This window comes from Sphingomonas sp., from assembly GCF_019635515.1.
Taxonomy (GTDB): domain Bacteria; phylum Pseudomonadota; class Alphaproteobacteria; order Sphingomonadales; family Sphingomonadaceae; genus Sphingomonas.
The window spans coordinates 1,844,774-1,866,572 of record NZ_JAHBZI010000001.1; the positions used below are offsets into that span (position 1 = coordinate 1,844,774).

General features: G+C 67.3%; 22 protein-coding genes. 7 read left to right on the top strand and 15 right to left on the bottom strand.

Annotated elements, in window-relative coordinates:
* Positions 1-21 precede the first annotated feature (21 nt).
* Together KF730_RS09305 and KF730_RS09310 are read left to right on the top strand one after the other, a co-directional pair.
* Positions 22-825: an RNA methyltransferase gene (locus KF730_RS09305; RefSeq protein ID WP_294094157.1), complete on the top strand. Its 804-nt coding sequence runs from the start codon at positions 22-24 to the stop codon at positions 823-825.
* A 256-nt stretch (positions 826-1,081) separates the two neighbouring features.
* Positions 1,082-1,798 carry an META domain-containing protein gene (locus KF730_RS09310; RefSeq protein ID WP_294094159.1) on the top strand — a complete coding sequence of 239 codons (717 nt, stop codon included), beginning with the start codon at positions 1,082-1,084 and terminating at the stop codon, positions 1,796-1,798.
* 18 nt (positions 1,799-1,816) lie between these two features.
* Here the strand turns inward: KF730_RS09310 and KF730_RS09315 are convergent, their stop codons facing one another.
* The 5 genes from KF730_RS09315 to recR all read right to left on the bottom strand — a co-directional run bounded on the left by KF730_RS09315 (position 1,817) and on the right by recR (position 5,929).
* Positions 1,817-2,518 carry a tetratricopeptide repeat protein gene (locus KF730_RS09315; RefSeq protein WP_294094160.1) on the bottom strand — a complete coding sequence of 234 codons (702 nt, stop codon included), beginning with the start codon at positions 2,516-2,518 and terminating at the stop codon, positions 1,817-1,819.
* Between the two features lie 79 nt (positions 2,519-2,597).
* Positions 2,598-3,347 carry an AAA family ATPase gene (locus KF730_RS09320; protein ID WP_294094162.1) on the bottom strand — a complete coding sequence of 250 codons (750 nt, stop codon included), beginning with the start codon at positions 3,345-3,347 and terminating at the stop codon, positions 2,598-2,600.
* 3 nt (positions 3,348-3,350) lie between these two features.
* Complete coding sequence (locus KF730_RS09325; protein WP_294094164.1) at positions 3,351-4,634, bottom strand: DNA recombination protein RmuC; 1,284 nt, start codon at positions 4,632-4,634, stop codon at positions 3,351-3,353.
* Positions 4,635-4,773: 139 nt separating this feature from the next.
* Entirely contained in the window at positions 4,774-5,301 is a 528-nt protein-coding gene (gene def, locus KF730_RS09330) for a peptide deformylase (protein WP_294094167.1), read from the bottom strand.
* Positions 5,302-5,332: 31 nt separating this feature from the next.
* Positions 5,333-5,929, bottom strand: a complete 597-nt coding sequence (recR, locus tag KF730_RS09335) for a recombination mediator RecR (RefSeq protein WP_294094170.1) — start codon at positions 5,927-5,929, stop codon at positions 5,333-5,335.
* Between the two features lie 53 nt (positions 5,930-5,982).
* Here recR and fmt point away from each other — a divergent pair, with 53 nt between their 5' ends.
* Both fmt and truA read left to right on the top strand, forming a co-directional pair.
* Complete coding sequence (fmt, locus tag KF730_RS09340; RefSeq protein ID WP_294094173.1) at positions 5,983-6,882, top strand: methionyl-tRNA formyltransferase; 900 nt, start codon at positions 5,983-5,985, stop codon at positions 6,880-6,882.
* Entirely contained in the window at positions 6,879-7,625 is a 747-nt protein-coding gene (gene truA / locus KF730_RS09345) for a tRNA pseudouridine(38-40) synthase TruA (RefSeq protein ID WP_294094177.1), read from the top strand. Before fmt ends, truA begins: the two co-directional genes overlap by 4 nt.
* Here the strand turns inward: truA and KF730_RS09350 are convergent.
* The 9 genes from KF730_RS09350 to KF730_RS09390 all read right to left on the bottom strand — a co-directional run bounded on the left by KF730_RS09350 (position 7,615) and on the right by KF730_RS09390 (position 17,978).
* Complete coding sequence (locus tag KF730_RS09350) at positions 7,615-8,811, bottom strand: class I SAM-dependent RNA methyltransferase (RefSeq protein WP_294094180.1); 1,197 nt, start codon at positions 8,809-8,811, stop codon at positions 7,615-7,617. The two genes, truA and KF730_RS09350, sit on opposite strands and share 11 nt — an antisense overlap.
* Positions 8,802-10,190, bottom strand: a complete 1,389-nt coding sequence (locus KF730_RS09355) for an NAD(P)H-hydrate dehydratase (protein ID WP_294094182.1) — start codon at positions 10,188-10,190, stop codon at positions 8,802-8,804. Before KF730_RS09355 ends, KF730_RS09350 begins: the two co-directional genes overlap by 10 nt.
* Complete coding sequence (locus KF730_RS09360; protein WP_294094185.1) at positions 10,187-10,528, bottom strand: hypothetical protein; 342 nt, start codon at positions 10,526-10,528, stop codon at positions 10,187-10,189. The genes KF730_RS09355 and KF730_RS09360 overlap by 4 nt, the downstream gene beginning before the upstream one ends.
* Positions 10,529-10,577: 49 nt before the next feature.
* Positions 10,578-12,299 carry a dihydroxy-acid dehydratase gene (ilvD, locus tag KF730_RS09365; RefSeq protein ID WP_294094186.1) on the bottom strand — a complete coding sequence of 574 codons (1,722 nt, stop codon included), beginning with the start codon at positions 12,297-12,299 and terminating at the stop codon, positions 10,578-10,580.
* An 11-nt stretch (positions 12,300-12,310) separates the two neighbouring features.
* A complete protein-coding gene (locus KF730_RS09370; RefSeq protein WP_294094187.1) occupies positions 12,311-13,036 on the bottom strand; it encodes an N-formylglutamate amidohydrolase in 726 nt (241 codons plus the stop codon).
* Positions 13,033-13,770 (bottom strand): enoyl-CoA hydratase/isomerase family protein, encoded by a 738-nt coding sequence (locus KF730_RS09375; protein WP_294094189.1) that lies wholly within the window; start codon positions 13,768-13,770, stop codon positions 13,033-13,035. The genes KF730_RS09370 and KF730_RS09375 overlap by 4 nt, the downstream gene beginning before the upstream one ends.
* Before the next feature lie 152 nt (positions 13,771-13,922).
* On the bottom strand, positions 13,923-14,738 hold the full coding sequence (locus KF730_RS09380; protein WP_294094191.1) for a 4-(cytidine 5'-diphospho)-2-C-methyl-D-erythritol kinase: 816 nt from the start codon (positions 14,736-14,738) through the stop codon (positions 13,923-13,925).
* Positions 14,735-16,303, bottom strand: coding sequence for a tetratricopeptide repeat protein (locus tag KF730_RS09385; RefSeq protein WP_294094193.1), 1,569 nt, complete (start codon positions 16,301-16,303; stop codon positions 14,735-14,737). The genes KF730_RS09380 and KF730_RS09385 overlap by 4 nt, the downstream gene beginning before the upstream one ends.
* Before the next feature lie 19 nt (positions 16,304-16,322).
* On the bottom strand, positions 16,323-17,978 hold the full coding sequence (locus KF730_RS09390; RefSeq protein ID WP_294094195.1) for an electron transfer flavoprotein-ubiquinone oxidoreductase: 1,656 nt from the start codon (positions 17,976-17,978) through the stop codon (positions 16,323-16,325).
* Positions 17,979-18,106: 128 nt separating this feature from the next.
* Between KF730_RS09390 and KF730_RS09395 the strand changes: the two genes are divergently transcribed.
* The 3 genes from KF730_RS09395 to moaB are packed head-to-tail and all read left to right on the top strand — an operon-like array spanning position 18,107 to position 21,130.
* A complete protein-coding gene (locus tag KF730_RS09395) occupies positions 18,107-18,811 on the top strand; it encodes a uracil-DNA glycosylase family protein (RefSeq protein WP_294094198.1) in 705 nt (234 codons plus the stop codon).
* Positions 18,812-18,813: 2 nt separating this feature from the next.
* Entirely contained in the window at positions 18,814-20,613 is a 1,800-nt protein-coding gene (locus KF730_RS09400; RefSeq protein ID WP_294094200.1) for a lytic transglycosylase domain-containing protein, read from the top strand.
* A complete protein-coding gene (gene moaB / locus KF730_RS09405; RefSeq protein ID WP_294094202.1) occupies positions 20,603-21,130 on the top strand; it encodes a molybdenum cofactor biosynthesis protein B in 528 nt (175 codons plus the stop codon). The genes KF730_RS09400 and moaB overlap by 11 nt, the downstream gene beginning before the upstream one ends.
* A 158-nt stretch (positions 21,131-21,288) precedes the next feature.
* On the opposite strand, the gene KF730_RS09410 is transcribed toward moaB, so the two are convergent.
* Positions 21,289-21,792, bottom strand: a complete 504-nt coding sequence (locus KF730_RS09410) for a YbjN domain-containing protein (protein WP_294094204.1) — start codon at positions 21,790-21,792, stop codon at positions 21,289-21,291.
* Positions 21,793-21,799 lie beyond the last annotated feature (7 nt).

Genomic DNA, 21,799 nt, shown 5'->3' on the forward strand with positions numbered 1-21,799 from the left:
TTATCCGCTAGGGGCACGGCCATGCCCCGCGAGATCACCGCCTTTTCCAACCCGCTCATCAAGCGCGTCCGCAATTTGCGCGACAAGAAGCATCGCCGTGAGGAAGGGCTGTTCCTCGCCGAGGGCTTGCGCATCCTGACCGAGGCGCGCGAGGCCGGGCGGTTGCCGCAATATCTGTTCTACACCAGGGAAAGCGCCAACCACCCGCTGGTGCTGGCGCTGGTCGACGCGGTGGAAAACAAGACCGGCTGGGCGATCGAGACCAATGCCGACATTCTTTCCAAGCTCTCCGGCAAGGATAACCCGGGCGCGGTGGTCGGGGTGTTCGCCGAGTTCGAGGCGAAGCTGGACGATCTCGACCGCGCCAGCGCGCCGATCTGGCTGGTCGCCGAACGGCTGCGTGACCCCGGCAATCTCGGGACGATCCTGCGCACCGCCGACGCGATCGGCGCGGGTGGGCTGATCCTGGTCGACGAGTGCGTCGATCCCTTCTCGGTCGAAGCGGTGCGGGCGAGCATGGGCGCGCTGTTCACGGTGCCGGTGGCGCGCGCGCCCTGGGCCGAGTTCGCGACCTGGCTGCGCAAGGGACCGGGCCAGCTGGTCGGGCTCAGCCTCGACACCGATCTCGATTACCAGGCGGCGCGATACGAAGCGCCGACCTTCCTGCTGACCGGCAATGAAGCGCAGGGCATGCCCGATTTCATGGCCAAGGCATGTGACGTGACGGTCAAGATCCCGATGCTCGGCAAGGCTGACTCGCTCAACGCGGCGGTGGCGACGGCGGTGATGGCCTATGAGGTGCTCAACCAGCGCCGGCGCGCCTAGCTTCACGCTTTTCACGGTCGTTCGGCAATTTCGTTTCCTGCCGGCGCATGATTGTTGCGGGCGAAACGTGCGGGCGAATCGACGGTTTCAAAGAGCAGGCGCGACGCTGGCAGATGAAATCCTACATTACCACCATCGCATTCTCGTCGCGTATCCCTTCCCCGCCGCGGCCAAATCTCTGAACGGCAGCGAAACAAAGCGGCCACCGTGCGTTCAGCGGCGGTAGCCGATTGCGAGGCTTCAAGGAGATGACACGATGAAGACGCTGATTGCCGCCGCCCTGATGCTGGGTTCCGCCGCCACGCCCGCGCTGGCGCAGGAAGCCTATCGCGCCAGCGGCACCGAGCCATTCTGGTCGCTGACGATCGGCGCACAGACGATGACCTTCGAAGCGCCGGGCCAGCGCCCCGTGTCCGTGGCGACGCCGAAAGTGATCCACGGTTTCGCCGGCGAGATCTGGCAGACACGGCGGATCGGCGTGAACACCGTCCACAAGCAGTGCAGCGACGGGATGAGCGACCGCATCTATCGCGATACGGTGACCGTCACCGTCGATGGCCGCCGTTACGACGGCTGCGGCGGCGGCACCATGGCCCCCGCCCCTCGCCCCGGCCCCGGCCCCGGCCCCGGAATTTCGCTGATCGAAGGCAATTGGCGAATCGCGATGATCAACGGCCGCCGCCCGGTCTACGGCACCGCGCCCACCGTGGTTTTCAATGGCACCCGGATCAGCGGCAATGCCAGCTGCAACCGCTTCACCGGCGTTTTCGAGCTCGCCCGCGGCCGCCTGACCGCCGGGCCGCTCGCCAGCACCAAGATGGCATGCGCCAGTCCGCTGGCGAACCGGCAGGAGATGCAGGTGCTGCAGATCCTGGGCGAGCGGCTGACCGTGTCGAGCAACCATTCGGGCAAGATCGTGCTGTCCACGCGGCGCGGCACTTCGCTGTCGCTTGAGCGCAGCGGCCGGCGCTGATCGAGGCGAAGGGCAAGCCTAGCTGCGCTTGCCCTTCCGCTGACGGATATATTCGAGCTCCTCCTTGACCTTCTGATCGTCGGGGGCGGCTTTCAGCGCCTCGTTCATGTGCTTTTCGGCGTCATCGAAATTGCCGAGCTCGATATCGTTATAGCCGATCCCGAACCACGCGTGCCGCAACGAGAGATTGCGTGACGCCTCGTCCTTGTTGCGCTTCGCGGCTTCGATCGCCGCGTAATAAGCGGCGTTCGATTCCTTCCAGTGCTTGAGCGTCTGGTGGACATAGCCAAGCTCGGTCAGGAACTGGGCATTGGTCGGCATCATGATAGTGGCACGCGTGAGCGGCGCCACGGCCTCCTCGAGGCGGCCCAGCTCGACCAGCGCATAGCCCTTGGCCCAGAGCGCGTAGCACCAGCTGCCATTCAGCGCGACGACGTCCTTCCTGGCGGCGGCGCTGCCGGCCAGCCCCATCAGCATCTGGCTGGTGTCGCTCGCGCAGACGACGGTCCGCCCCGAGGCGGGATAATCACGCTCATACGAGGCGATAACCGGATCGACGATGGCGAGCGCGCCCTTGGCATCCGACGCCTTGAGCGCGGCGATGGCTTCGAGGACCTTGGCGTCTCGCGGATCCGCCTTGGTCTTGGCCGCCGCGGCGTCCTGCGCCTGCGCGGGAAACGCGGCCGCCGCGCCCAGCAGAAAAGCAATCGCGTACCGCATCATCATCTCCCCTTCGTGCCCATCGGGATGCTTAACCTAATCCGCGGCTTCCTCAATAGGTTCGACGGCGACAGCCCGATCAATCCTCGAGCATATCCGCGACAAGGCCGTGCGGATCGAGCGCGAACTGGCGAATCATCCGGAAATGATCGGTGTCCTCAAGCTCGGCAGGTTCGAGCCCATATTTCCCCATTCTCAGCAGCCGCGCGCCGGGCAACGCCATCAGGATCGGGGAATGCGTGACCACGATCGCCTGACTCCGCCCTTCGCGCTGCATGGTCCGCAGCACCTTCAGGAAATCGAACTGCCGGGTCGGCGAGAGCGCGGATTCGGGCTCGTCGAACAGGAAGATGCCGGGCCGGGTGCAGCGCTCCTCGAAGAAGCGCAGGAAACCCTCGCCGTGCGAATGCGACAGATAGTCGGCCGATGCCGACCCGGCTTCGTCGAGATAGCGCGCGACCGAGAAGAAGCTTTCGGCGCGGAAAAACCAGCCCTGGCCGATCCTCGGCAGCCAGCTCGCCTTGAGGAAGCGGCCAAAAGAGGCACCGCTTACCTCGCTGGCGCGCGAATTATCGACGGCGCGATAGCCCGGGCCGCCGCCGGACTCGTCGAACCCGGCCATTACGGCAATGCCTTCGAGCAAGGTGGATTTGCCGACGCCGTTTTCGCCGGCGATGATCGTGATCGGGTTGTCGAAATGCAGGTCGAATTCGCTGCGGAACAACGGCAGGCAGAACGGATAGACCGTGCGGTTCAGCGGCAACTCCGGATCGAGCCAGACGCGCTTCAGATAGGGCGGTGGCAGACTGGTGTGTCGCGGGCGGCGCATGACCTATTCCGCGGCTTCCTCAACCGCTTCGCTCGCGGACAATGCGGCCATCTTGGTGAGCGGCCGGATCGCGGTCTCGACCATCGGCAGCGGTTCGATCTCCTTGGCGCCGCTCGACACTTCCAGCGCCTCGAAGCGCTTGGCCTGGGTCATCACCTGGCTCTCTAGGCTGCCGACCATCGCATTATAGGCGCCGCTGGCTTGTTCGAGATTGCGGCCAACCCGGGCGATATGCGCGCCCATGGTGGCGAGGCGCGAATGCAGTTCCTTGCCGAGCCGGGCGATCTCGGCGGCTTCCTCGGCAAGGCGCTCCTGCCGCCAGACGCTGGCGACGGTGCGGGCGATGGCGACGAGGTTGGTCGGGGTGGCGAGCAGCACGCGGCGCTCGAACGCCCATTCCCACAGGCCGTCGTCCTGCTCCAATGCGGCGGTAAGGAAATGCTCGCCGGGGATGTACAGGATCACATAATCGGCCGCGTCGCCGAACTGCGCCCAGTAATTCTTCGAGCCGAGCTGCTCGGCGTGGCGGCGGATCGCGGCGGCATGTTGCTGGAGGTGCGCGGCGCGGCTGTTCTCATCATGCGCTTCGCTGGCATCGAGAAAGGCGTTCAATGAGCATTTGGCGTCGATCACCAGCTTGCGCCCGCCCGGCAGGCGCACGATCACGTCGGGGCGCAGGCGGCCGTCATCGGTGTTGACCGAGACTTCGGTCTGGAAATCGGCATGCTGCGAGAGGCCGGCCTGTTCGAGGACGTTCTTGAGACTCTGCTCGCCCCAGCGCCCGCGCGCCTTTGGGCTGGCGCGCAGCGCATTGACCAGCTTGGCGGTCTCGTCGCGGACCTGGGTGTGGCCGGCATGGAGCAATTGCACCGCCTCGCGCAGCGCCTGATAGCTGCCGACGCGCTCCTTCTCGACATTGGTCAGGCCCTCCTCATAGCGCTTGAGGGTCTCCTGCACCGGCGCGAGCAGCGCCTTCATCCGCGCCTCGTTGCTTTCGCCCGCCTGGGCGAAACGCTGATCGGCGCGGTCGAGGAAATTCTTCTGGGTCTCGCCGAGGATGCGGCCGGCGAGCTCGGCGAAACGCGATTCGAGACCGGTGGTCTCGGCCTTGAGCGTCGCCAGCTCGATCTGGGCGCGGGCGAGATCGGCGGCGGATGCCTTGAAATCGGCCTCGCGGGCGTCGCGCTCGCGGCGCATCTGCGCGGCGGGGCGTCCGCCGAGGAACAGCCCCACCGTGAAGGCGATGACGAGGCCGGCGACCGCGATGGCGAGAACGAGCAGATCCAATTCGGCCTCCTGGAACAGAAGGCGAACCTAGAAGTGCAAGTACGAGGAAGCAAGTGCTCCTGCGAAAGCAGGAGCCTAGGGGCGCAAACCGTTCGCTCCATTACCCTGGACTCCTGCTTTCGCAGGAGCACGGCAAAGCCTAAGCCGCGGCCTTACGCGCCTTGGTCAGCTTCTTCATGATCATGTCGCGCTTCAGCCGCGACAGGTGATCGATGAAAACGATGCCTTCGAGATGATCCATCTCATGCTGGATGCAGGTGGCGAGCAGGCCCTCGAACGTCTCGTCATGCGCCGCGCCCTTCTCGTCCAGCCATTTCACGCGGCAACGCGCGGGACGTTCGACATCGGCGAACTGCTCGGGGACCGACAGGCAGCCTTCGGTATAGACCGACTGCTCTTCGGCGGGATCGAGGATTTCGGGATTGATGAAGACGCGTGGCTCGCGGATCGGCTTGCCCTCTTCGTCCTCCTGCTCCTGCAAATCCATGACGACGACGCGCTTGGGCACGCCGACCTGGATCGCGGCAAGGCCGATGCCGGGGGCGTCGTACATCGTGTCGAACATATCGTCGATCAGTGCGCGGAGTTCGTCGTCGACCGTCTCCACGGGCGTGGAGATCAGGCGGAGACGCGGATCCGGAACTTCGACGATGGGTAGGATGGCCATGGGTGCGATTTAGGTGCGCGCCCAAAGAGCGTCAAGCAACCGGCCTTCTCGCTCTCAGCGCCTGGGCCAGCGTGCCCTCGTCGAGATAATCGAGCTCGCCGCCGACCGGCAGGCCGTGGGCGAGCTGGGTGATGCGGACGGGGTAGGTTTCCAGCCGCTCGGCGACGTAGTGCGCGGTGGTCTGGCCCTCGAGCGTGGCATTCATGGCAAGAACGACTTCGTCGACCCCGCCGGCGGAGATGCGCGCGACCAGGCTGTCGATGCGGAGATCCTCGGGACGGACGCCTTCGAGCGCGGACAGGCGCCCGCCAAGGACGTGGAACTTGCCGGGGAACAGCCGCGAGCGATCCAATGCCCAGAGATCGGCGACTTCCTCGACCACGCAGAGCGCGCGGGCGTCGCGGCGCGGATCGGCGCAGATCGCGCAGGGATTGGTGGTATCGACATTGCCGCAGATGCCGCAGGTGGCGAGCTTCTGGCTGACCGCGCCCAGGGCGGCGAGCAGCGGATCGAGCGCGGTCTCGCGCTTCTTGAGCAGATGCAGCACCGCGCGGCGGGCCGAACGCGGGCCGAGACCGGGCAGCCGCGACAGGGCTTGGGTGAGCGCTTCGATCTCGTGGGAGGCCATGCGGCATGACATAGGGGCTTGCGCCCGCCTCTGCCAAGCGCTTGGGAGAAACGATGCGGATCGTCTTCATGGGAACGCCCGAATTTGCCGTGCCGGTGCTGGAGGCGCTGGTCGCGGCCGGGCATGACGTCGTGGCGGCGTACAGCCAGCCGCCGCGGCGGGGCAACCGCGGCAAGATCGCGCCGTCGCCGGTACAGGCGCGGGCGGAGGCGCTAGGGATCGCGGTGCGGACGCCGGTGTCGCTTCGCAATGACGAGGCGCAGGCGGAATTTGCCGCGTGGGGCGCCGATGTCGCGGTGGTGGCCGCCTATGGCCTGATCCTGCCCGGGCCGGTGCTGGCGGCTCCGCGGCTCGGCTGCCTCAACGTCCATGGCTCGCTGCTGCCGCGCTGGCGCGGCGCGGCACCGATCCAGCGCGCGATCCTGGCCGGCGATGCGGAAACCGGCGTCGGCATCATGCAGATGGAGGCCGGGCTCGATACCGGGCCGGTGCTCGCCGAATGGCGGACCCCCATCGGCTCCCAGACGGCCGGGCAGTTGGGCGACGCCCTTTCCTCCGTCGGTGCGCAACTGATGGTGAAAGTCCTCGCCGATCCGGCAGCCTATCCCCCCGCACCGCAACCCGATGCCGGGATCACCTATGCGGCCAAGATCGACAAGGCCGAGACACAGCTCGATTTCCAGCGGCCGGCGATCGATGTCGAACGGCAGGTCCGTGCCTTCAACCCCGCGCCCGGCGCATTCTTCGAACTTGCGGGTGAGCGCTTCCGCGTTCTCGAAGCCGAAGTGATCGACGGGGAAGCATTTCCCGGAACCGTGATCGACGACCGGCTCGCGATCGCGTGCGGCGATCGGGCGATCCGCGTCACGCTCGTTCAGCGTGCGGGCCGTGGCGTCATGACGGCGCGAGACTTTCTCCGCGGCTTCCAAATCCCCACAGGCACCCGGCTTTGACGCGGTTCGCGCTGACGGTGGAATATGACGGCCGCCCCTTCATGGGCTGGCAGCGGCAGGATCATGGGCCGAGCGTGCAGCAGGCGATCGAGGAGGCCGCCTTCACGATCACCGGCGAGCGCGCCGCCTGTCATGCCGCCGGGCGCACCGACGCCGGCGTCCATGCACAGGCCATGCGCGCGCATATGGACGTGGAGCGGGCGATCACCCCGTTCCGGCTGATGGAAGCGCTCAACGCGCGCTTGCGGCCGAATCCGGTTGCGATCCTAGATTGCGTCGAGGTGGCGGACGATTGGCATGCCCGCTTCTCCTGTGTGGCGCGCCACTATGAATACCGGATCGTCGAGCGGCGGGCACCGCTGACCTGGGAGAAAGGGCTGGCGTGGCGGATTCCCGGCGATCTCGACGCCGCGGCGATGGCCGAGGGCGCGGCGCGGCTGGTCGGCCGGCACGACTTCACCACCTTCCGCTCGGCGCATTGCCAGGCGGACAGCCCCCTGCGGACGCTCGACCGCCTCGACGTGGTGCGGATCGGCGAGCGGATCAGCGTCTTCGCCTCGGCGCGCTCGTTCCTGCACCATCAGGTGCGTTCGATGGTCGGATGCCTGGCGCTGGTCGGTCAGGGCAAATGGTCGCCGGACGACATGACGGCGGCGCTGGAGGCGAAGGATCGCACGGCCCTCGGGCTCAACGCGCCCTCGGACGGCCTGTTCTTCCTGCGCGCGGACTATCCTACCGACTAAACTTCGCGGCCAGCTCGACATGCGTCGACCAGCGGAACTGGCCGACCGGCTGGACCCAGTCGAGCTTGTAGCCACCCTCGCACAGAATCTCGGCATCACGGGCGAACGTACCGGGATTACACGATACATAGGCGAGCGAAGGGGCCTTCGATCCGGCGATCTCCACCGCCTGTTCCTTGGCCCCGGCGCGGGGCGGATCGATGATCACGGCGTTGAAATTGCCCAGATCGGCGCTGGAGACCGGCCGGCGGAACAGGTCGCGGTGATCGGCGAAGACCGGTCGCCTGGCCAGCGCGGCCGCCGATTTGAGCATCATGATCGGGTCGCGCGCCGCTTCCGCGGCATAGACCCTCGCCCTGGGGAACGCGAAGGTGAAGGTGCCGAGCCCGGCGAACAGATCGGCGATGGTGCCGGCATCGGCGGCGATCTCGCAGACCGTGGCGACCAGAGCCGCCTCGCCCTCCGGCGTCGCCTGGAGGAAGTTGCCGGCGGGAAACGGCACCGGCACCCCGCCGAGCGTAACCGTCACCGGCTCGGGCTCCCAGCGCGCGGTGGCGCCAAAGCCCTCATCGATCGACAGGCGTGCCAGCTTGTGCCGGCCCGCAAAGGCGGTGAGCGCCTCCGCGGCGGCCAGTCCCTCGGCATCGAGCCCGTCGATCAGCACGTCGCGGCCCTGATCGGTCTGGACAAGATGGACGTTGATCCGTCGCGTGTTGGGAATCAGCGCCGCGAGCAGCCCGCGCAGCGGCGCCACCAGCGCGAACAGTTCAGGCGCGAGCACATGGCATTCCTGCAGATCGATGATCTGGTGACTGCCCTGCCCGGTGAAGCCGAGATGCACCTGGCGCCCGCGCCGCTCGGCATGGAGCGTCGCGCGGCGGCGCGTCCTGGGCGGCGACAGCAAGGGCGCGCGAATCTCGGTCTCGAGCTTGTGTGCCGCCAAGGCCCCGGCGATGCGATCGACGAGATACCCGCTCCAGCTCGCGTCATCGAGGTGCTGGAGCTGGCAGCCGCCGCATTCGGGGAAATGGCGACAGGGAGGTGTCTGGTGATGCGGCCCCGGGGTGATGACACCCCCGGCGCTTATCAGGTCGCCCGGCGCGGTGAAGGGGACATGGCGACCGTCGGCGGTGACGCCCTCACCCCGCCCGGCAACACGGACGATGGTATCATCGCTCACAGACATTCTGAGGTTGCCTCGCCAAGCCGTTCTATCAGCGTATCCGCGACAAAAGCGGGGCCGGCAAGCCATGCGGCGCGGGCATGGAGCCACACCGCCGCCTCCGCCGCTTGAGCGGTGCCCGCCGCCACCCGTGCGCCGAGCAGCCCTGCCAGCACATCGCCGGTGCCCGCGGTGGAGAGCCAGGGCGAGCTTCCCGCCAGCACCCGCACTTCGCCGCGCGGGCTGGCGATCACCGTATCCGCGCCCTTGTGGATCACGGTCGCGCGGCCCTCCGCCGCCAGCGCGAGAGTGCGGTCGATCTTGCTGCCTTCGCCCTCGTAAATCCGCTCGAACTCGCCCGCGTGCGGCGTCAGCCAGGCGGGCGCAGTGCGTCGCTGGAGCCATGCGGCGGCGGATTTGCCGAGCAGGCTAAGCGCATCGCCATCGAGCACCAGCGGGCGCTGCGAGGCCAAAGCCGCCTTGAGCAGTGCTTCCGCGCGGCGGTCGCGGCCAAGGCCGGGGCCGATCACCACCGCGCCGATGCGGTCGTCGGTCAGCAGATCGCCGAGATCGTCGCCGCCATGCATGGCACGATGGACCAGCGCATCGGGACCGCCCGGCGCTTCGGGTCCGGCGATCACGACATAGCCCGCGCCCCCGGCAAGCGCCGAGCGCCCCGCGAGCCGCGCCGCGCCGGGCATGGCGCCCTCGACGACCACGACCATGCCCCGGCTATATTTGTGATCCTGCGCGCCGGGCGCCCTGAGCACAGGCCGCGCGACGGTGCGCCAATGGCTTTGCACCGGCACGCCGATATCGGCGAGCAACACATGGCCACTGCATTCCAGCCCCCGCCCCAGCACATGCGCCGGCTTGAGCGCGCCCAGCGCCAGCGTCGCGTCCATCCGCCGCGCGCCGAGATCCTCGCCGCTATCGGTCTCGATGCCGGAGGGAAGGTCTATGGCGAGGCGGAATTCGGCGGCACTGACCAGCTCGGCGAACACCGCGGCGATGCCACGCTCGAGCGGCCGCGTCAGCCCGGTGCCGAACAGGCCGTCGATCAAAACCGGGCGCGGGCGCGCCTCGTACAGCGACGATACCGGACCGCCCCACGCCTCCAGCATCGCCTTCCCCGCGTCGGTCTGCGGGTGGCCGCAGGCGGCGATCGTGACGTCATGGCCCCGTTCCTTGAGGAGACGCGCCGCCGCATAGGCATCGCCACCATTGTTTCCGGGGCCGGCAAGGACGAGGATCGGCCGCCCCAGCGCGAAGCGGGCGGCTTCGCGGGCGACGGCCGCGCCCGCCCGCTCCATCACCTCCAATTGGGTGGCGAAGCGGAACGCCTCTTCCTCGGCGGCACGCATCTGCGCCGCGGTTACGATCGGGGCGCTGGCGGGACTCACTTCTTCGCTGCGGGCTGGCGGACGGTCGCGGGCAAGCGATAGCGCGCGCCACCGATCGCGACCTCGATCAGATCGGGGGCGAGCGCGGTGACCACGGTCTGCTCGGCACCGTCGGCGGCAACCACCCCGCGCCCGTCGCGCGTCACCAGCAGCCGGCGAAACCCGCCATCGGGGTGGCGCACGGTGAGGAACAGCCCGTCCTGCGACTGCACCATGTCGATCGCGCACGAATAGGCGAAGCCGTCATGACCCGGCGGCGCGCACTCGATCCGGCCATCGGCCTTTTTGACCGCTTCCTTGTGCGCTTCCTGTCTGGCCTCGGCGATCTTGTTCGGCACGAGGTCCGCCTGTTCACACGCCGTGAGAACAAACACCAGTAACAGACTGCTATATATCCGCGTAGACATGGGTTTCGGCGCTGGCTCCGGGGTGCGTTACCGCGCCCTTATAAGCCGGGCCGACGTTCTGCGCATAGCGCCACAATGCACCCGCCTGATAGTTGTTGACGCGCGGCCGCCATTGGGCGCGGCGTTCGGCCAAAACGCTCTCATCGACCAGCAGGTCGATCGTGCCGGTTTCGGCATCGATGCGGATGATGTCGCCATCCTCGACCAGCGCGATCGGGCCGCAATCGGCGGCTTCGGGACCGACATGGCCGATGCAGAAACCGCGCGTGGCGCCGGAAAAGCGGCCATCGGTGATCAGCGCGACGCTCTCGCCCATCCCCTGGCCATATAGCGCCGCCGTGGTGGACAGCATTTCGCGCATGCCCGGGCCGCCCTTCGGCCCCTCATAGCGAATGACGATGACTTCGCCTTCCCTGATCGTCCGCGCCTCGACCGCGGCGAAGCACGGTTCCTCGCGATCGAACACCCGTGCAGGACCTTCGAAAACGAGATTGTGCAGACCCGCCACCTTCACGATCGCGCCCTCCGGAGCCATGCTGCCGCGCAGCCCGACCACGCCGCCGGTGGGTGTTATCGGCGTCTTGGCGTCATAAATGACCTTCTGGTCGGGATTCCACGTCACCTGCTCGATATTCTCGGCGAGGGTCTTGCCGGTCACGGTCATGCACTCGCCGTGCAGATAGCCCTCCGCCAGCAGCGACTTCATCAGCATATAGACGCCACCGGCATCGTACATGTCGCGCGCGAGATATTGGCCGCCGGGCTGGAGATCGGCGCAATAGGGCGTGGTCTTGAAGATCTCGGCGACGTCGAACAGGTCGAATTCGATCCCCGCCTCGCTGGCCATCGCCGGCAGGTGCAGCCCGCCATTGGTCGAGCCGCCGGTCGCGGCGACGATGCGCGCGGCATTCTCGAACGCTTCGCGCGTGCAGATGTCGCGCGGGCGGATATTCGCCGCCAGCAGTTCCATCACCTGCGCGCCGGCAGCCACCGCGATCTGTTCACGCGTGGAATAAGGTGCTGGCACCATGTTGCTGTTTGGCAAGGATAAACCGATCGCCTCACCGACGCAGGCCATGGTGTTGGCGGTATATTGTCCCCCGCACGCGCCATGCCCCGGGCAGGCGACACGCTCGAGCGCGTGAACCTCTTCGATCGGGCAGTTGCCGGCGGCGTGGCGGCCGACGACCTCGAACACGTCTTTCACGCTGACATCACGGCCGTGGAAGCGGCCGGGCAGGATCGATCCGCCATAGACGAAGATGCTCGGCACGTTGAGCCGCAGCATCGCCATCATCATGCCGGGCAGCGACTTGTCGCACCCGGCGAAGCCGACCAGCGCGTCGTAGCAATGCCCGCGGACGCTGAGCTCGACCGAATCCGCGATCACTTCGCGGCTGGCCAGCGACGAATGCATGCCCTGATGGCCCATGGCGATGCCATCGGTGACGGTGATGGTGTTGAAGCGGCGCGGCATCCCCCCGCCCTGCTCGACGCCCTTGCGCGCGGCATCGGCCTGCGCGTCGAGCGTGGTGTTGCACGGGGCGCTGTCATTGCCGGCGCTGGCGATGCCGACAAACGGGCGGGCGATCTCCTCTTCGGTGAGGCCCATCGCGTAATAATAGCTGCGGTGCGGCGCGCGCTCCGGTCCTACCGAAACATGGCGGCTGGGAAGCTTGGACTTGTCGAATCGATTGGTCATGGCGCGCAAGCCTATGTCGCGACAGAGCCGTTTCGCGCAAGACTATTACGCAAACTATTTGTCAGGTCCGCCAAAGTTCGCGTCCATGCCGCCACCCCGGCGGCATCGCGGATGAGATCGTTGCGGACTTCGATGGCGATCGAGGGGATTCCCTGCCCCTCGGCATGGCGGTTGAGCGTCGCGTTGAGCAGGCGGCCGGAATAGGGCTCGTTATCGCCGGTGACGAACCCCGCGTCGCGAAAGAACTGCACCGCCGGGTGCGCCGCGCGGGTGTCGCGATTGTACAGCACGCCCACCTGCCAGGGGCGATCGCTGCCGCCATGCTCCAGACGCGGCGTGAAGCTGTGGATCGAAAGGATCAGGCCGGGGCGCTGGGCGCGGATGCGATCGCGCAGGATGCGGTGATAGGGCGCGTGGAAGCGGGCGATGCGCCCGGTGCGGTCGGCGCTGTCGTTGCCGGGGATAAGATGGCCGTCGCTGCGGTGCGGGATCAGGCCGATATGGTCGGTCTCGCGGTGGAGATCGATGACCAGGCGCGAGACGGTGGCGAGGATCGCGGGAGCATCGAGCGCGGCGGCCAGGCTGCGGGTGAGCGGGCCGGCGCCGATATCCACCGCGATGTGGAGATCGAGCAATTCGCGGGCGATGCCCAGGTCGATGCCGTCGGGCACGGCGTTGGAGGCATGGTCGCAGAGGAGGAGAACATCCTCCGTGCTGCCCTGGATGATCTCGGTCATGGGTAATCGGGCCTGCGCCGTTCGCGGAACGCCTTGTATCCCTCGGCGAATTCGGGGCCGGTAAACGCCGCGTCAAACTCCGCATCAAGAACCGGATCGGCCGGATCGTTCAGCGTCCGCTTGAGCAGCCGGATCGCCTGCGGGCCATTGGCCGCGATACGATCGGCAAACGCGCGCGCCAGCGGGGCGGGCTCTTCCCAACGCAATTCGACCAGCCCCATCGCCAGTGCGTCGGCGGCCTCAACGATCTCGCCGGTGAACAGCATCCGCGCGGCATTGCCCTTCCCCACCTGCGCGATCAGGCGGGCGACATCCTCGCGCGGATAGCCGATGCCGAGCTTGGCGGGGGTCGAGGCGAATTGGGCGCCGTCGCCGGCAACGCGCAGGTCGGCGGCGAGGACCAACGCGATCGCCGCGCCGAAGCAGCCGCCGTCGATCACCGCGATCACCGGCATCGGCAGCGCGGCGATGGCATCGATCCCCGCGCGCATCGCCTTGCGGAAGTTTGCGGCATCGTCGGTGACGGCGAAGGTGGCGAACTCGCCGATATCGGCGCCCGCCGAGAACACCACCGGCACTTCGGACTGGAGCAGCACGCAGCGGGCGTCGCTCGCGGCGATTTCGCGCGCGGCTTCGGCCAGCGCGTGCCAGCCGGCGATCGGCAGCGCGTTACGTGCCTGTGGCCGGGAAAGCGTGATGGTGGCGATGAAGCCGTCGCGGTCGACCTGAATCATGCGACGGCATTAGGGGCTTGGCGAACGAGAGCCAAGCGGCGGGGATGGCGCTTGCCGAGACAAGGGCCACCGACGGACGTCCCGCTCCTGGCGTCTGATCCGCTGGCGACGGTTCTACAGGCGGAATGAGAAGGATCGGTTGCGGGAGGTGGTTAATCGGCAAGATGCGTTTTCTGGACCCACCATCCAGGCCGGGCGAGCGCTCGCGCAGCGGCGGTGCAGTGTGCGTCTTCGTCGAAGAGCGCGAAGCAGGTGGCGCCGGAGCCGGACATGCGGGCGAGTGTCGTCCCGGGTTGCGCCGCGAGCAGATCGAGCACTTCGCCAATCACCGGCGCGATCGCGCGCGCCGGGCCTTCGAGATCATTGCGACCGTTCAGGAAATCGCCTCCGAGCGGACCGCGATCCATGCCGTCCCAGCGGCGGAAGACTTCGGCTGTCGAGACCGCGACGCCCAGGTTGACCAGCAGCACCGGCGTGCCCGGCATCCCCGTTACCGGCTCAAGCCGCTCGCCCCTGCCCCGCCCAATCGCGGTGCGGCCGAGCAGGCAGGCGGGAACGTCGGAGCCGAGGCTGTCGGCGATGTCGAACATCGCTTCGTTGGCGACGCCATGCAGGCGACCGAGCGCGCGCAGCGTGGCGGCCGCATCGGCCGAGCCGCCGCCAATGCCCGAGGCGATGGGCAGGCGCTTGTCGAGCGTGATCGCATGCGCCCCGCCACCGAAGCGCTCGGCGAAACGGGCGGCGGCGCGGGTAACGAGATTGCCTCCCTCGCCGGCCAGGCCCACCGCGAAGGGTCCGGTGACGGCGAAGCTCGCCGACTCCGCGGTGGAAACGGTCACCGCGTCGCCGAACCCGACAAAGGCGAACAGCGTCTCCAGTTCATGATAGCCGTCGCCACGCCGCGCGCGGACGTGCAGCGCCAGGTTGAGCTTGGCCGGTGCGGGTTCGACGATAGTGCCTTCGCTCACAGCCCTGCCGCGATCTTGCCTTCGATCCGCTTGGCCGCATCCGCATCGGCATAGATCGCCGCCGCGTTCCAGGCGTAGCGTGCCTCATATTTGCGCCCGACCCGCCAATAGGCATCGCCGAGATGCTCGTTGCTGAGCGCGCCGCCGGGATCGCCCACCACCGCCTTTTCGAGCAGGGGCAGCGCGCGGGCAACGTCGCCCCGGACATAATAGGCCCAGGCCAGCGAGGCCGAAATGCCGGGATCGTCGGGCTCAATCTTGCTGGCGCGCTCAAGCAGATCCTGCGCCTCGGCCAAATTCTCGCCGCGCGTTACCTGCGCATAGCCGAGATATTCGAGCGCCGAGGCCTGGTCCGGGCCAAGCTCGACGGCGCGCTTCAACGCCGGCAACGCCCGCGCCCACTGCCCGGCCCGATCGAACGCCGAGCCTTGCAGAAAATGCAGTTCCCAGCCGCCATCGCCGCCGGCACGGGCCAGCGCCACGCCATAGGCATCGGCAGCGGCGGCATATTGCGCGTTGGCGGCGAGCACGTCGCCATAGGTGCGGGAATCGGCGGCGGTCGCGTCACGATCCTCGGCCAGCGCCCTGGCGAGCGGCAGCGCTTCGGCGGATCGCCCGGCGGCCTGTAGCACAGTGATCGATCCGGCCCGCGCGGTGCGGTACCAGGGGCTGTCGGCGGGTACCTTGGCCAGTTCGGCAAGGGCAAGCGCGTCGGCACCATCCTGTGACAGCGCCTCGGCGAGACAGAGTCGCGCGCGATCGTCGTCCGGATCGAGCAGCAGGGCCGTCCGGGTCAACAGGATCGAGAGGACGGGAATTTCCTGCGCGGCGACGTCCCGCGCCATGCCGCGGAACAGCCGCGATGCGCCGAACACCGCGCCCGGCTTCGGCCCCTTGCCCAGCTGCTTGCGCAGCAGCGCGTAATCGGCGCGGTCGGCGGCGATCAGCGGCGCGGCGAGCCTGCGCTGGCCGGAAGCGGCGAACAATGCCGCCGCGTCTACCCGCAAATCGTCATTCTCGTCCGCGCCAGGCGCGAGCAGCGCCGATAACGACACCACCGCGTCACTGCTCCGCCCCGATGCGATCATCAGCAGCGGACGGTGATAGGCGACGTAGCGCATCGCGAACGGGTTATCCCGCGCCTTGTCGAGGAACGGCATCGGGTCTTCGTGGCGATCGACCGCGAGCCAGGCCTGCAGCACCGGGGCAAGGAAATTGAGCGGTCCCGTCGCGATCCGCGCGACCGCCGCGTCGGTGCCGGCGCGATCGCCCGATTTGAGCGCCATGCCGAACGCCAGCAACGCGGTGTCCGGCGGAGCGCTGCCGGCGCGGACCAGCACCGCCGCGGCGCGGCTGGCGAGCGTGTAGTCCCCGGCCGATAACGCCCGGCGATAGGCACGCATCGCGAGGATTTCGTCATCGGGATCGGCGGCAAGCGCGGCCGAATAGGCCGCGACCGCCGGCCCGGAGAGTCCGGCCGCATCGGCGATGCGCGCGCGGACATATTCCGCATTGGCCGCTGTCGATCCCTGCGCAAAGGCCGGCGCCGCGATCAGCAGCGGCAACGCCGCAATCAGGCCGATGCTACATGTTCGGATAATTGGGGCCGCCGCCGCCTTCGGGAACCACCCAATTGATGTTCTGGGTAGGGTCCTTGATATCGCAGGTCTTGCAGTGCACGCAATTCTGCGCGTTGATCTGGAACCGCAGATCATCGCCTTCCCCCACCACTTCATACACGCCTGCCGGACAATAACGCTGCGCCGGCTCGGCGTACACCGGAAGATTGTAACCGATGGGAATATCGGGATCTTTCAGCGTCAGATGGACCGGCTGATCCTCCTCATGATTAGTGTTCGAAATGAACACCGAGGAGAGGCGATCGAAGGTCAGCACACCATCGGGCTTGGGATAATCGATCTGCCGCGCCTCGTTGGCATGGACCAGGCTCTCATTGTCGGGATGATGCTTCATGGTGAACGGCCAGCGCAGCCCCGCCAGCTCCATCCACATGGCGATGCCCGAGGCTATCGTGCCCCAGGTATCGCCGAACTTCTTGACCAGCGGCACGACGTTGCGGACGCCGCGCAACTCCTTGTAGACCCAGCTCGCCGCATAGGCTTCGGGATAGGCAGCGAGCTCGTCCGAGCTGCGCCCCGCCTGCACCGCGGCGAACGCGGCTTCGGCGGCCATCATGCCGCTCTTCATCGAGGTGTGTGTGCCCTTGATCCGCGGCACGTTGAGGAAGCCGGCGCTGTCGCCGATCAGCGCCGCGCCGGGCATCACCAGCTTGGGCACCGACTGGAAGCCGCCATCGCTGATCGCGCGCGCGCCGTAGGAGACGCGCTTGGCGCCCTCCAGGATTTCCGCGATTGCCGGGTGTGTCTTCCAGCGCTGCATTTCCTGGAAGGGCGAGAGATAGGGATTGGTGTAGTTGAGCCAGACCACGAAGCCGAGCGCGACCTGCCCATCGGCCTGATGATAAAGGAAGCCGCCGCCATTGGCCTCGCCTTCCCTGAGCGGCCAGCCCTGGGTGTGGATGACCTTGCCGGGAACATGCTTCTTCGGGTCGATATCCCACAGTTCCTTGATGCCGATGCCATAGACCTGCGGCTGGGCATCGCGGCACAGGTCGAACTGGCGCTGGAGCTGCTTGGTCAGATGCCCGCGCACGCCCTCGCCGAAGAAAGTGTATTTGGCGTGGAGCTCTAGGCCGGGCTGGTAATCGGGCTTGTGGGTGCCATCGCGAGCGACGCCCATATCGCCGGTGGCGACGCCCTTCACCGAGCCGTCCTCGTTGTAGAGAATCTCGGCCGCCGCGAAGCCCGGGAAGATCTCGACGCCCAGTTCCTCGGCCTTGCCCGCCAGCCAGCGGCAGAGATTGCCGAGCGAGCCGGTGAAGGTGCCCTTGTTGTGCAGGAAGGGCGGCGTCATGAATTCGGGGAAGCTCGATTTGCCCTTCTCGCTCAGGATCCAGTGATGGTTCTCGGTCACCGGCGTGCGCGCCAGCGGGCAATCATCGTCACGCCAGATTGGCAGCAGCTCGTCGAGCGCCTTGGGATCGATCACCGCGCCGGACAGGATGTGCGCGCCGACCTCGCTGCCCTTTTCCAGGATGCACACTGAAAGCTCGGTGTCCGCTTCGGCCGCGAGCTGCTTGAGGCGAATCGCCGCCGACAACCCCGCGGGACCCGCGCCGACGATCACCACGTCATACGGCATCGACTCGCGTTCGCTCATCACCACTTCCCCTGCCAATCCTTGTCCGGGACACCGCCCGCGCCTGTCGTCGCGCGCTGGCAACGTCCTGTCCCCTGCGTCGATGGAGGCAGATTGACCGCGCCGTCAACAGGGTTTGAAAGGCGGGTATGGGGGCGGAACATCTGCACGATTGGCGGCAAGGGCTTGCGAGCGCACTGGAATGGTGGCGCGACGCGGGGGTGGAGACGCTGCAGGAGGACGAACCCCGCGACTGGCTCGCGCGTCCCGCCGCGGCGCCCGCGACGGTCGCGGCCCCGGCTGCCGTAACGGCGGCGCCCGAGATATTGCCCACCACGCTGGAGGATTTCGTCGCGTGGCGGATGGGCGCGAACGCCCCCGAAAGCGGATGGCATGCGCCGCTGATCGCGCCAAGCGGCCCGGCCAATGCGAAAATGGTGGTTTTCAGCGACATGCCGTGCGCCGAGGATCGCGAAACACTGATGAGCGATGCTACCGGGCGATTGTTCGACCGGATGCTCGCGGCGATCGGCCTTACGCGCGATTCGGTCTATCTCGGCTCGCTGGCGGTGGCGCGGCCACTGACCGGGCGGGTCCCGCCCGAGCAGGAGGCCCGGCTGGTCCAGCTCGCCCGCCATCACGTGACCCTGCTCAAGCCGGAGCGGCTGCTGCTGTTCGGTCAGGCCGCCGAGAAACTGATCGACGGGCAGGCGGATGGTTCGGCGGATGTTAACCTTTTCGGCTGCACTACCCGGGTAGTGGCGTCGTATCACCCCCGCTTCCTGTTGGAGCGGCCCGCCGCCAAAAGCGAAGCCTGGAAGCATTTGCTGCTGTTGACCCGGGGAAGCCAGTGACCATGCGTACCCTCCTATTCGCCGCCACCGCGCTGATCGCGACTCCCGTGCTCGCGCACGCCGACGATCGTCCTCTCCCGAGAGTGGATGCACCCAATCCGCCCGTCCCCAATCCACCCTTGCGCGATGGCGACGGCATTCCCGATCAGCTCGATGCCGCGCAGCGCTCCGGCTACCGGACCGTCTTCGCCGCGATCCGCCAGCAGAAGTGGCAGGACGCGCAGATCCAGCTCGATTCGATGAAGACCGGCCCGCTGCACGCGATCGCCAAGGCTGAGCTCTACACCGCCAAGGATTCGCCCAAGGTGGAGCTCGCACCGCTGATGGCCTTGCTCTCCGAAGCGCCGGAGCTTCCCCAGGCCGAGCAGTTGAGTCGCATGGCGCTCAAGCGCGGCGCGACAACGACGCCGGCCCTGCCCCAGGCGCAGCGGCTTGTCTGGTATGATGGGGCGCCGGTGCGCCAGCGCGCGCGCTCGATCAAGAGCGACACCGCCGCGACCGAAATCGCGCTCGCCATCCAGCCCTTTGTAAAGGCCGATGACGGCGTCCAGGCCGAAGCGCTGGTCGACCGGCTGGGCACCAATCTCACACCCGATGCCGCCACCGAATGGCAGCAGAAGGTCGCGTGGATCTATTATGTCTCGGGCGACGATTCCAACGCCCGCCGCGTCGCCGCGCGCGCGCAGCAGGGCTCGGGCGACTGGGTCGCGCAGGCCGATTGGGTCTCGGGACTGGCCGCTTGGCGCCAACAGGACTGCGAAGGCGCGGGCCAGTCTTTCGAGCGGGTCGCCACCCGCGCCGCCGACACCGAGCTGCGCTCCGCCGGGCTGTATTGGGGATCGCGCGCCGAAATGGCGTGCGGCCATCCCGAACGCGTGTCGACGAAGCTCAAGGCCGCCTCGCAATATGGCGAGACCTTTTACGGGTTGCTCGCCAAGCAGGCGCTGGCGATCGAGGACAAGCCGGTGCGCGGCGAGACGTTCATCGCCGAGGACTGGAAGACGCTCGAGCGCCGTCCGAACGTCCGCGTCGCCGCCGCGCTGGTCGAGATCGGCGAGAACCAGCTAGCCGATGAGGTCATCCGCTATCAGGCGAAGCTGAGCGCCAACGCGCCCGAGCATGCCGCGCTTACCCGCCTAGCCGGGCGCCTCAGCCTGCCCGCCACCCAGCTCTGGCTTTCGCACAACGGCCCCTCGGGCGCGACGGTGCAGGTCGCGGCGCGCTACCCCGCGCCGAACTGGTCACCCGATGGCGGCTGGCGCGTCGACAAGGCACTGGTCTTCGCCCATACGCTGCAGGAATCGCGTTTCAACGCCGAGATTCGCAGCGCCGCCGGCGCGATGGGTCTGATGCAGGTCAAGACCGGTGCCGCGATCGATGTCGGCCGGCGCAAGGGCATCACCTACGCAGCTTCCGATCTGACCAAACCCTCGGTCAACATGGAGATCGGCCAGTCCTATCTCGAGCAGTTGCGCGACCAGCCTTTCACCGGCGGCCTGCTGCCAAAGGTGATCGCGGCCTATAATGCCGGGCCGACGCCGGTGCAGCTGTGGAACACGATGAGCAAGGATGGCGGAGATCCGCTCCTGTATATCGAGAGCATCCCCTATTGGGAGACGCGCGGTTATGTGATGACGGTGCTGCGCAACTACTGGATGTATGAAAATCAGGAGCGGCGGAAATCGCCCAGCCGCGAGGCGCTGACGCAGGGGCTATGGCCCAAATTCCCGGGCATGCCGGGGGCGACCTCGGTGAAGATCGGCGGGCGGATGCTGTCGTCGCGGGGCGATCTTGGCAATTGACGCGGCGCAAGCGTTCCGCCCGGTGCGGATCGCGGTGCTGACGGTTTCCGACACCCGGACCTTGGCCGACGATCGCTCGGGCGACCGGCTGGTCGAGCGGTTGAGCACGGCCGGGCACGAACTCGCCGACCGGGCGATCGTGCGCGATGATGTCGAGGCGATTGTCGGCAAGCTCCACACCTGGATCGACGACCCCCAGGTCGATGTGATCCTCACCACCGGAGGCACCGGCGTCACCGGCCGTGACATCACCCCCGAGGCGCTGGCCCGCGTCTGGGACAAGGAAATCCCCGGTTTCGGCGAGCTGTTTCGCTGGCTGAGCTATCAATCGATCGGCACCTCGACGATCCAGTCACGCGCCACCGCCGGTGTCGCCCGCGGCACCTATATCTTCGCCCTGCCCGGCTCGACCGGCGCGGTCACCGACGCGTGGGACGGGATATTGGCAAGCCAGCTCGATATCCGCCACAAGCCCTGCAACTTCGTCGAGCTGATGCCACGATTGATGGAAACGTAGTGGCTCCCTGAGTAGGATTAGAACCTACAGTCGCTCCATCCCGCAATTATCACCCGGGACTTGTTCCGGGGTTAACTAAGCCGCTTGCGCTGACGTCAAAGCTTCTATCGCATCGCTTGCCGTCCGGGGTGACAAAGAAAAGCAACGCGCCCTCCCCCTCACTTCTTCTCCGCCAGTTCCTTGGTGAAGAAATCCCCCGCCTCGCCCAGCATCGAACTCCACCAGTCGAGCACATCGGCGAAATTGCGCGGGTTCATCCCACCGATCGTCGGCACGTCGTACGACATGACAAAACGGCCATCGTCCTTCACCGCCGCCTGGATGAAGCGGTGCGCCGCATTCCATCTATTGGCGAGCGCGGGCGTCGCCGAGGCGTCCTTCTCGAAAATCACTTCGAAGCGCAGCGAATCGCAATTCCTGCCCTTCTCGCAGCCGTAGAAATGGACATCGAAATGATAGGCCGACGCGCCCTCGCTCTCGATCAGCGGGTCGCCACTGGCGTCCTTGCCGAGCTTGGGCTTGAGATTGGCCTTCTCCATCGCCGCGACGACGCTGGCGGGGTTGCTGGCGCAGACCTGCCCCGCCCCGCACGCCGCGCGATCCTGCGCGAAAGCGGGCGCGGCAAGCAGCATCGCGGCAGCGGCAAGGCAGGTCAGACGCATGATATCC

What these genes read in the sequence shown, in the direction of transcription:
- KF730_RS09390 (WP_294094195.1), bottom strand. Translation starts at nt 17,978, where the DNA reads ATGAGCGAACGCGAGTCGATGCCGTATGACGTGGTGATCGTCGGCGCG.
- KF730_RS09315 (WP_294094160.1), bottom strand. Translation starts at nt 2,518, where the DNA reads ATGCGGTACGCGATTGCTTTTCTGCTGGGCGCGGCGGCCGCGTTTCCC.
- ilvD (WP_294094186.1), bottom strand. Translation starts at nt 12,299, where the DNA reads ATGACCAATCGATTCGACAAGTCCAAGCTTCCCAGCCGCCATGTTTCG.
- KF730_RS09395 (WP_294094198.1), top strand. Translation starts at nt 18,107, where the DNA reads ATGGGGGCGGAACATCTGCACGATTGGCGGCAAGGGCTTGCGAGCGCA.
- KF730_RS09320 (WP_294094162.1), bottom strand. Translation starts at nt 3,347, where the DNA reads ATGCGCCGCCCGCGACACACCAGTCTGCCACCGCCCTATCTGAAGCGC.
- KF730_RS09305 (WP_294094157.1), top strand. Translation starts at nt 22, where the DNA reads ATGCCCCGCGAGATCACCGCCTTTTCCAACCCGCTCATCAAGCGCGTC.
- KF730_RS09400 (WP_294094200.1), top strand. Translation starts at nt 18,814, where the DNA reads ATGCGTACCCTCCTATTCGCCGCCACCGCGCTGATCGCGACTCCCGTG.
- fmt (WP_294094173.1), top strand. Translation starts at nt 5,983, where the DNA reads ATGCGGATCGTCTTCATGGGAACGCCCGAATTTGCCGTGCCGGTGCTG.
- KF730_RS09350 (WP_294094180.1), bottom strand. Translation starts at nt 8,811, where the DNA reads ATGTCTGTGAGCGATGATACCATCGTCCGTGTTGCCGGGCGGGGTGAG.
- recR (WP_294094170.1), bottom strand. Translation starts at nt 5,929, where the DNA reads ATGGCCTCCCACGAGATCGAAGCGCTCACCCAAGCCCTGTCGCGGCTG.
- KF730_RS09370 (WP_294094187.1), bottom strand. Translation starts at nt 13,036, where the DNA reads ATGACCGAGATCATCCAGGGCAGCACGGAGGATGTTCTCCTCCTCTGC.
- def (WP_294094167.1), bottom strand. Translation starts at nt 5,301, where the DNA reads ATGGCCATCCTACCCATCGTCGAAGTTCCGGATCCGCGTCTCCGCCTG.
- KF730_RS09310 (WP_294094159.1), top strand. Translation starts at nt 1,082, where the DNA reads ATGAAGACGCTGATTGCCGCCGCCCTGATGCTGGGTTCCGCCGCCACG.
- KF730_RS09375 (WP_294094189.1), bottom strand. Translation starts at nt 13,770, where the DNA reads ATGATTCAGGTCGACCGCGACGGCTTCATCGCCACCATCACGCTTTCC.
- KF730_RS09410 (WP_294094204.1), bottom strand. Translation starts at nt 21,792, where the DNA reads ATGCGTCTGACCTGCCTTGCCGCTGCCGCGATGCTGCTTGCCGCGCCC.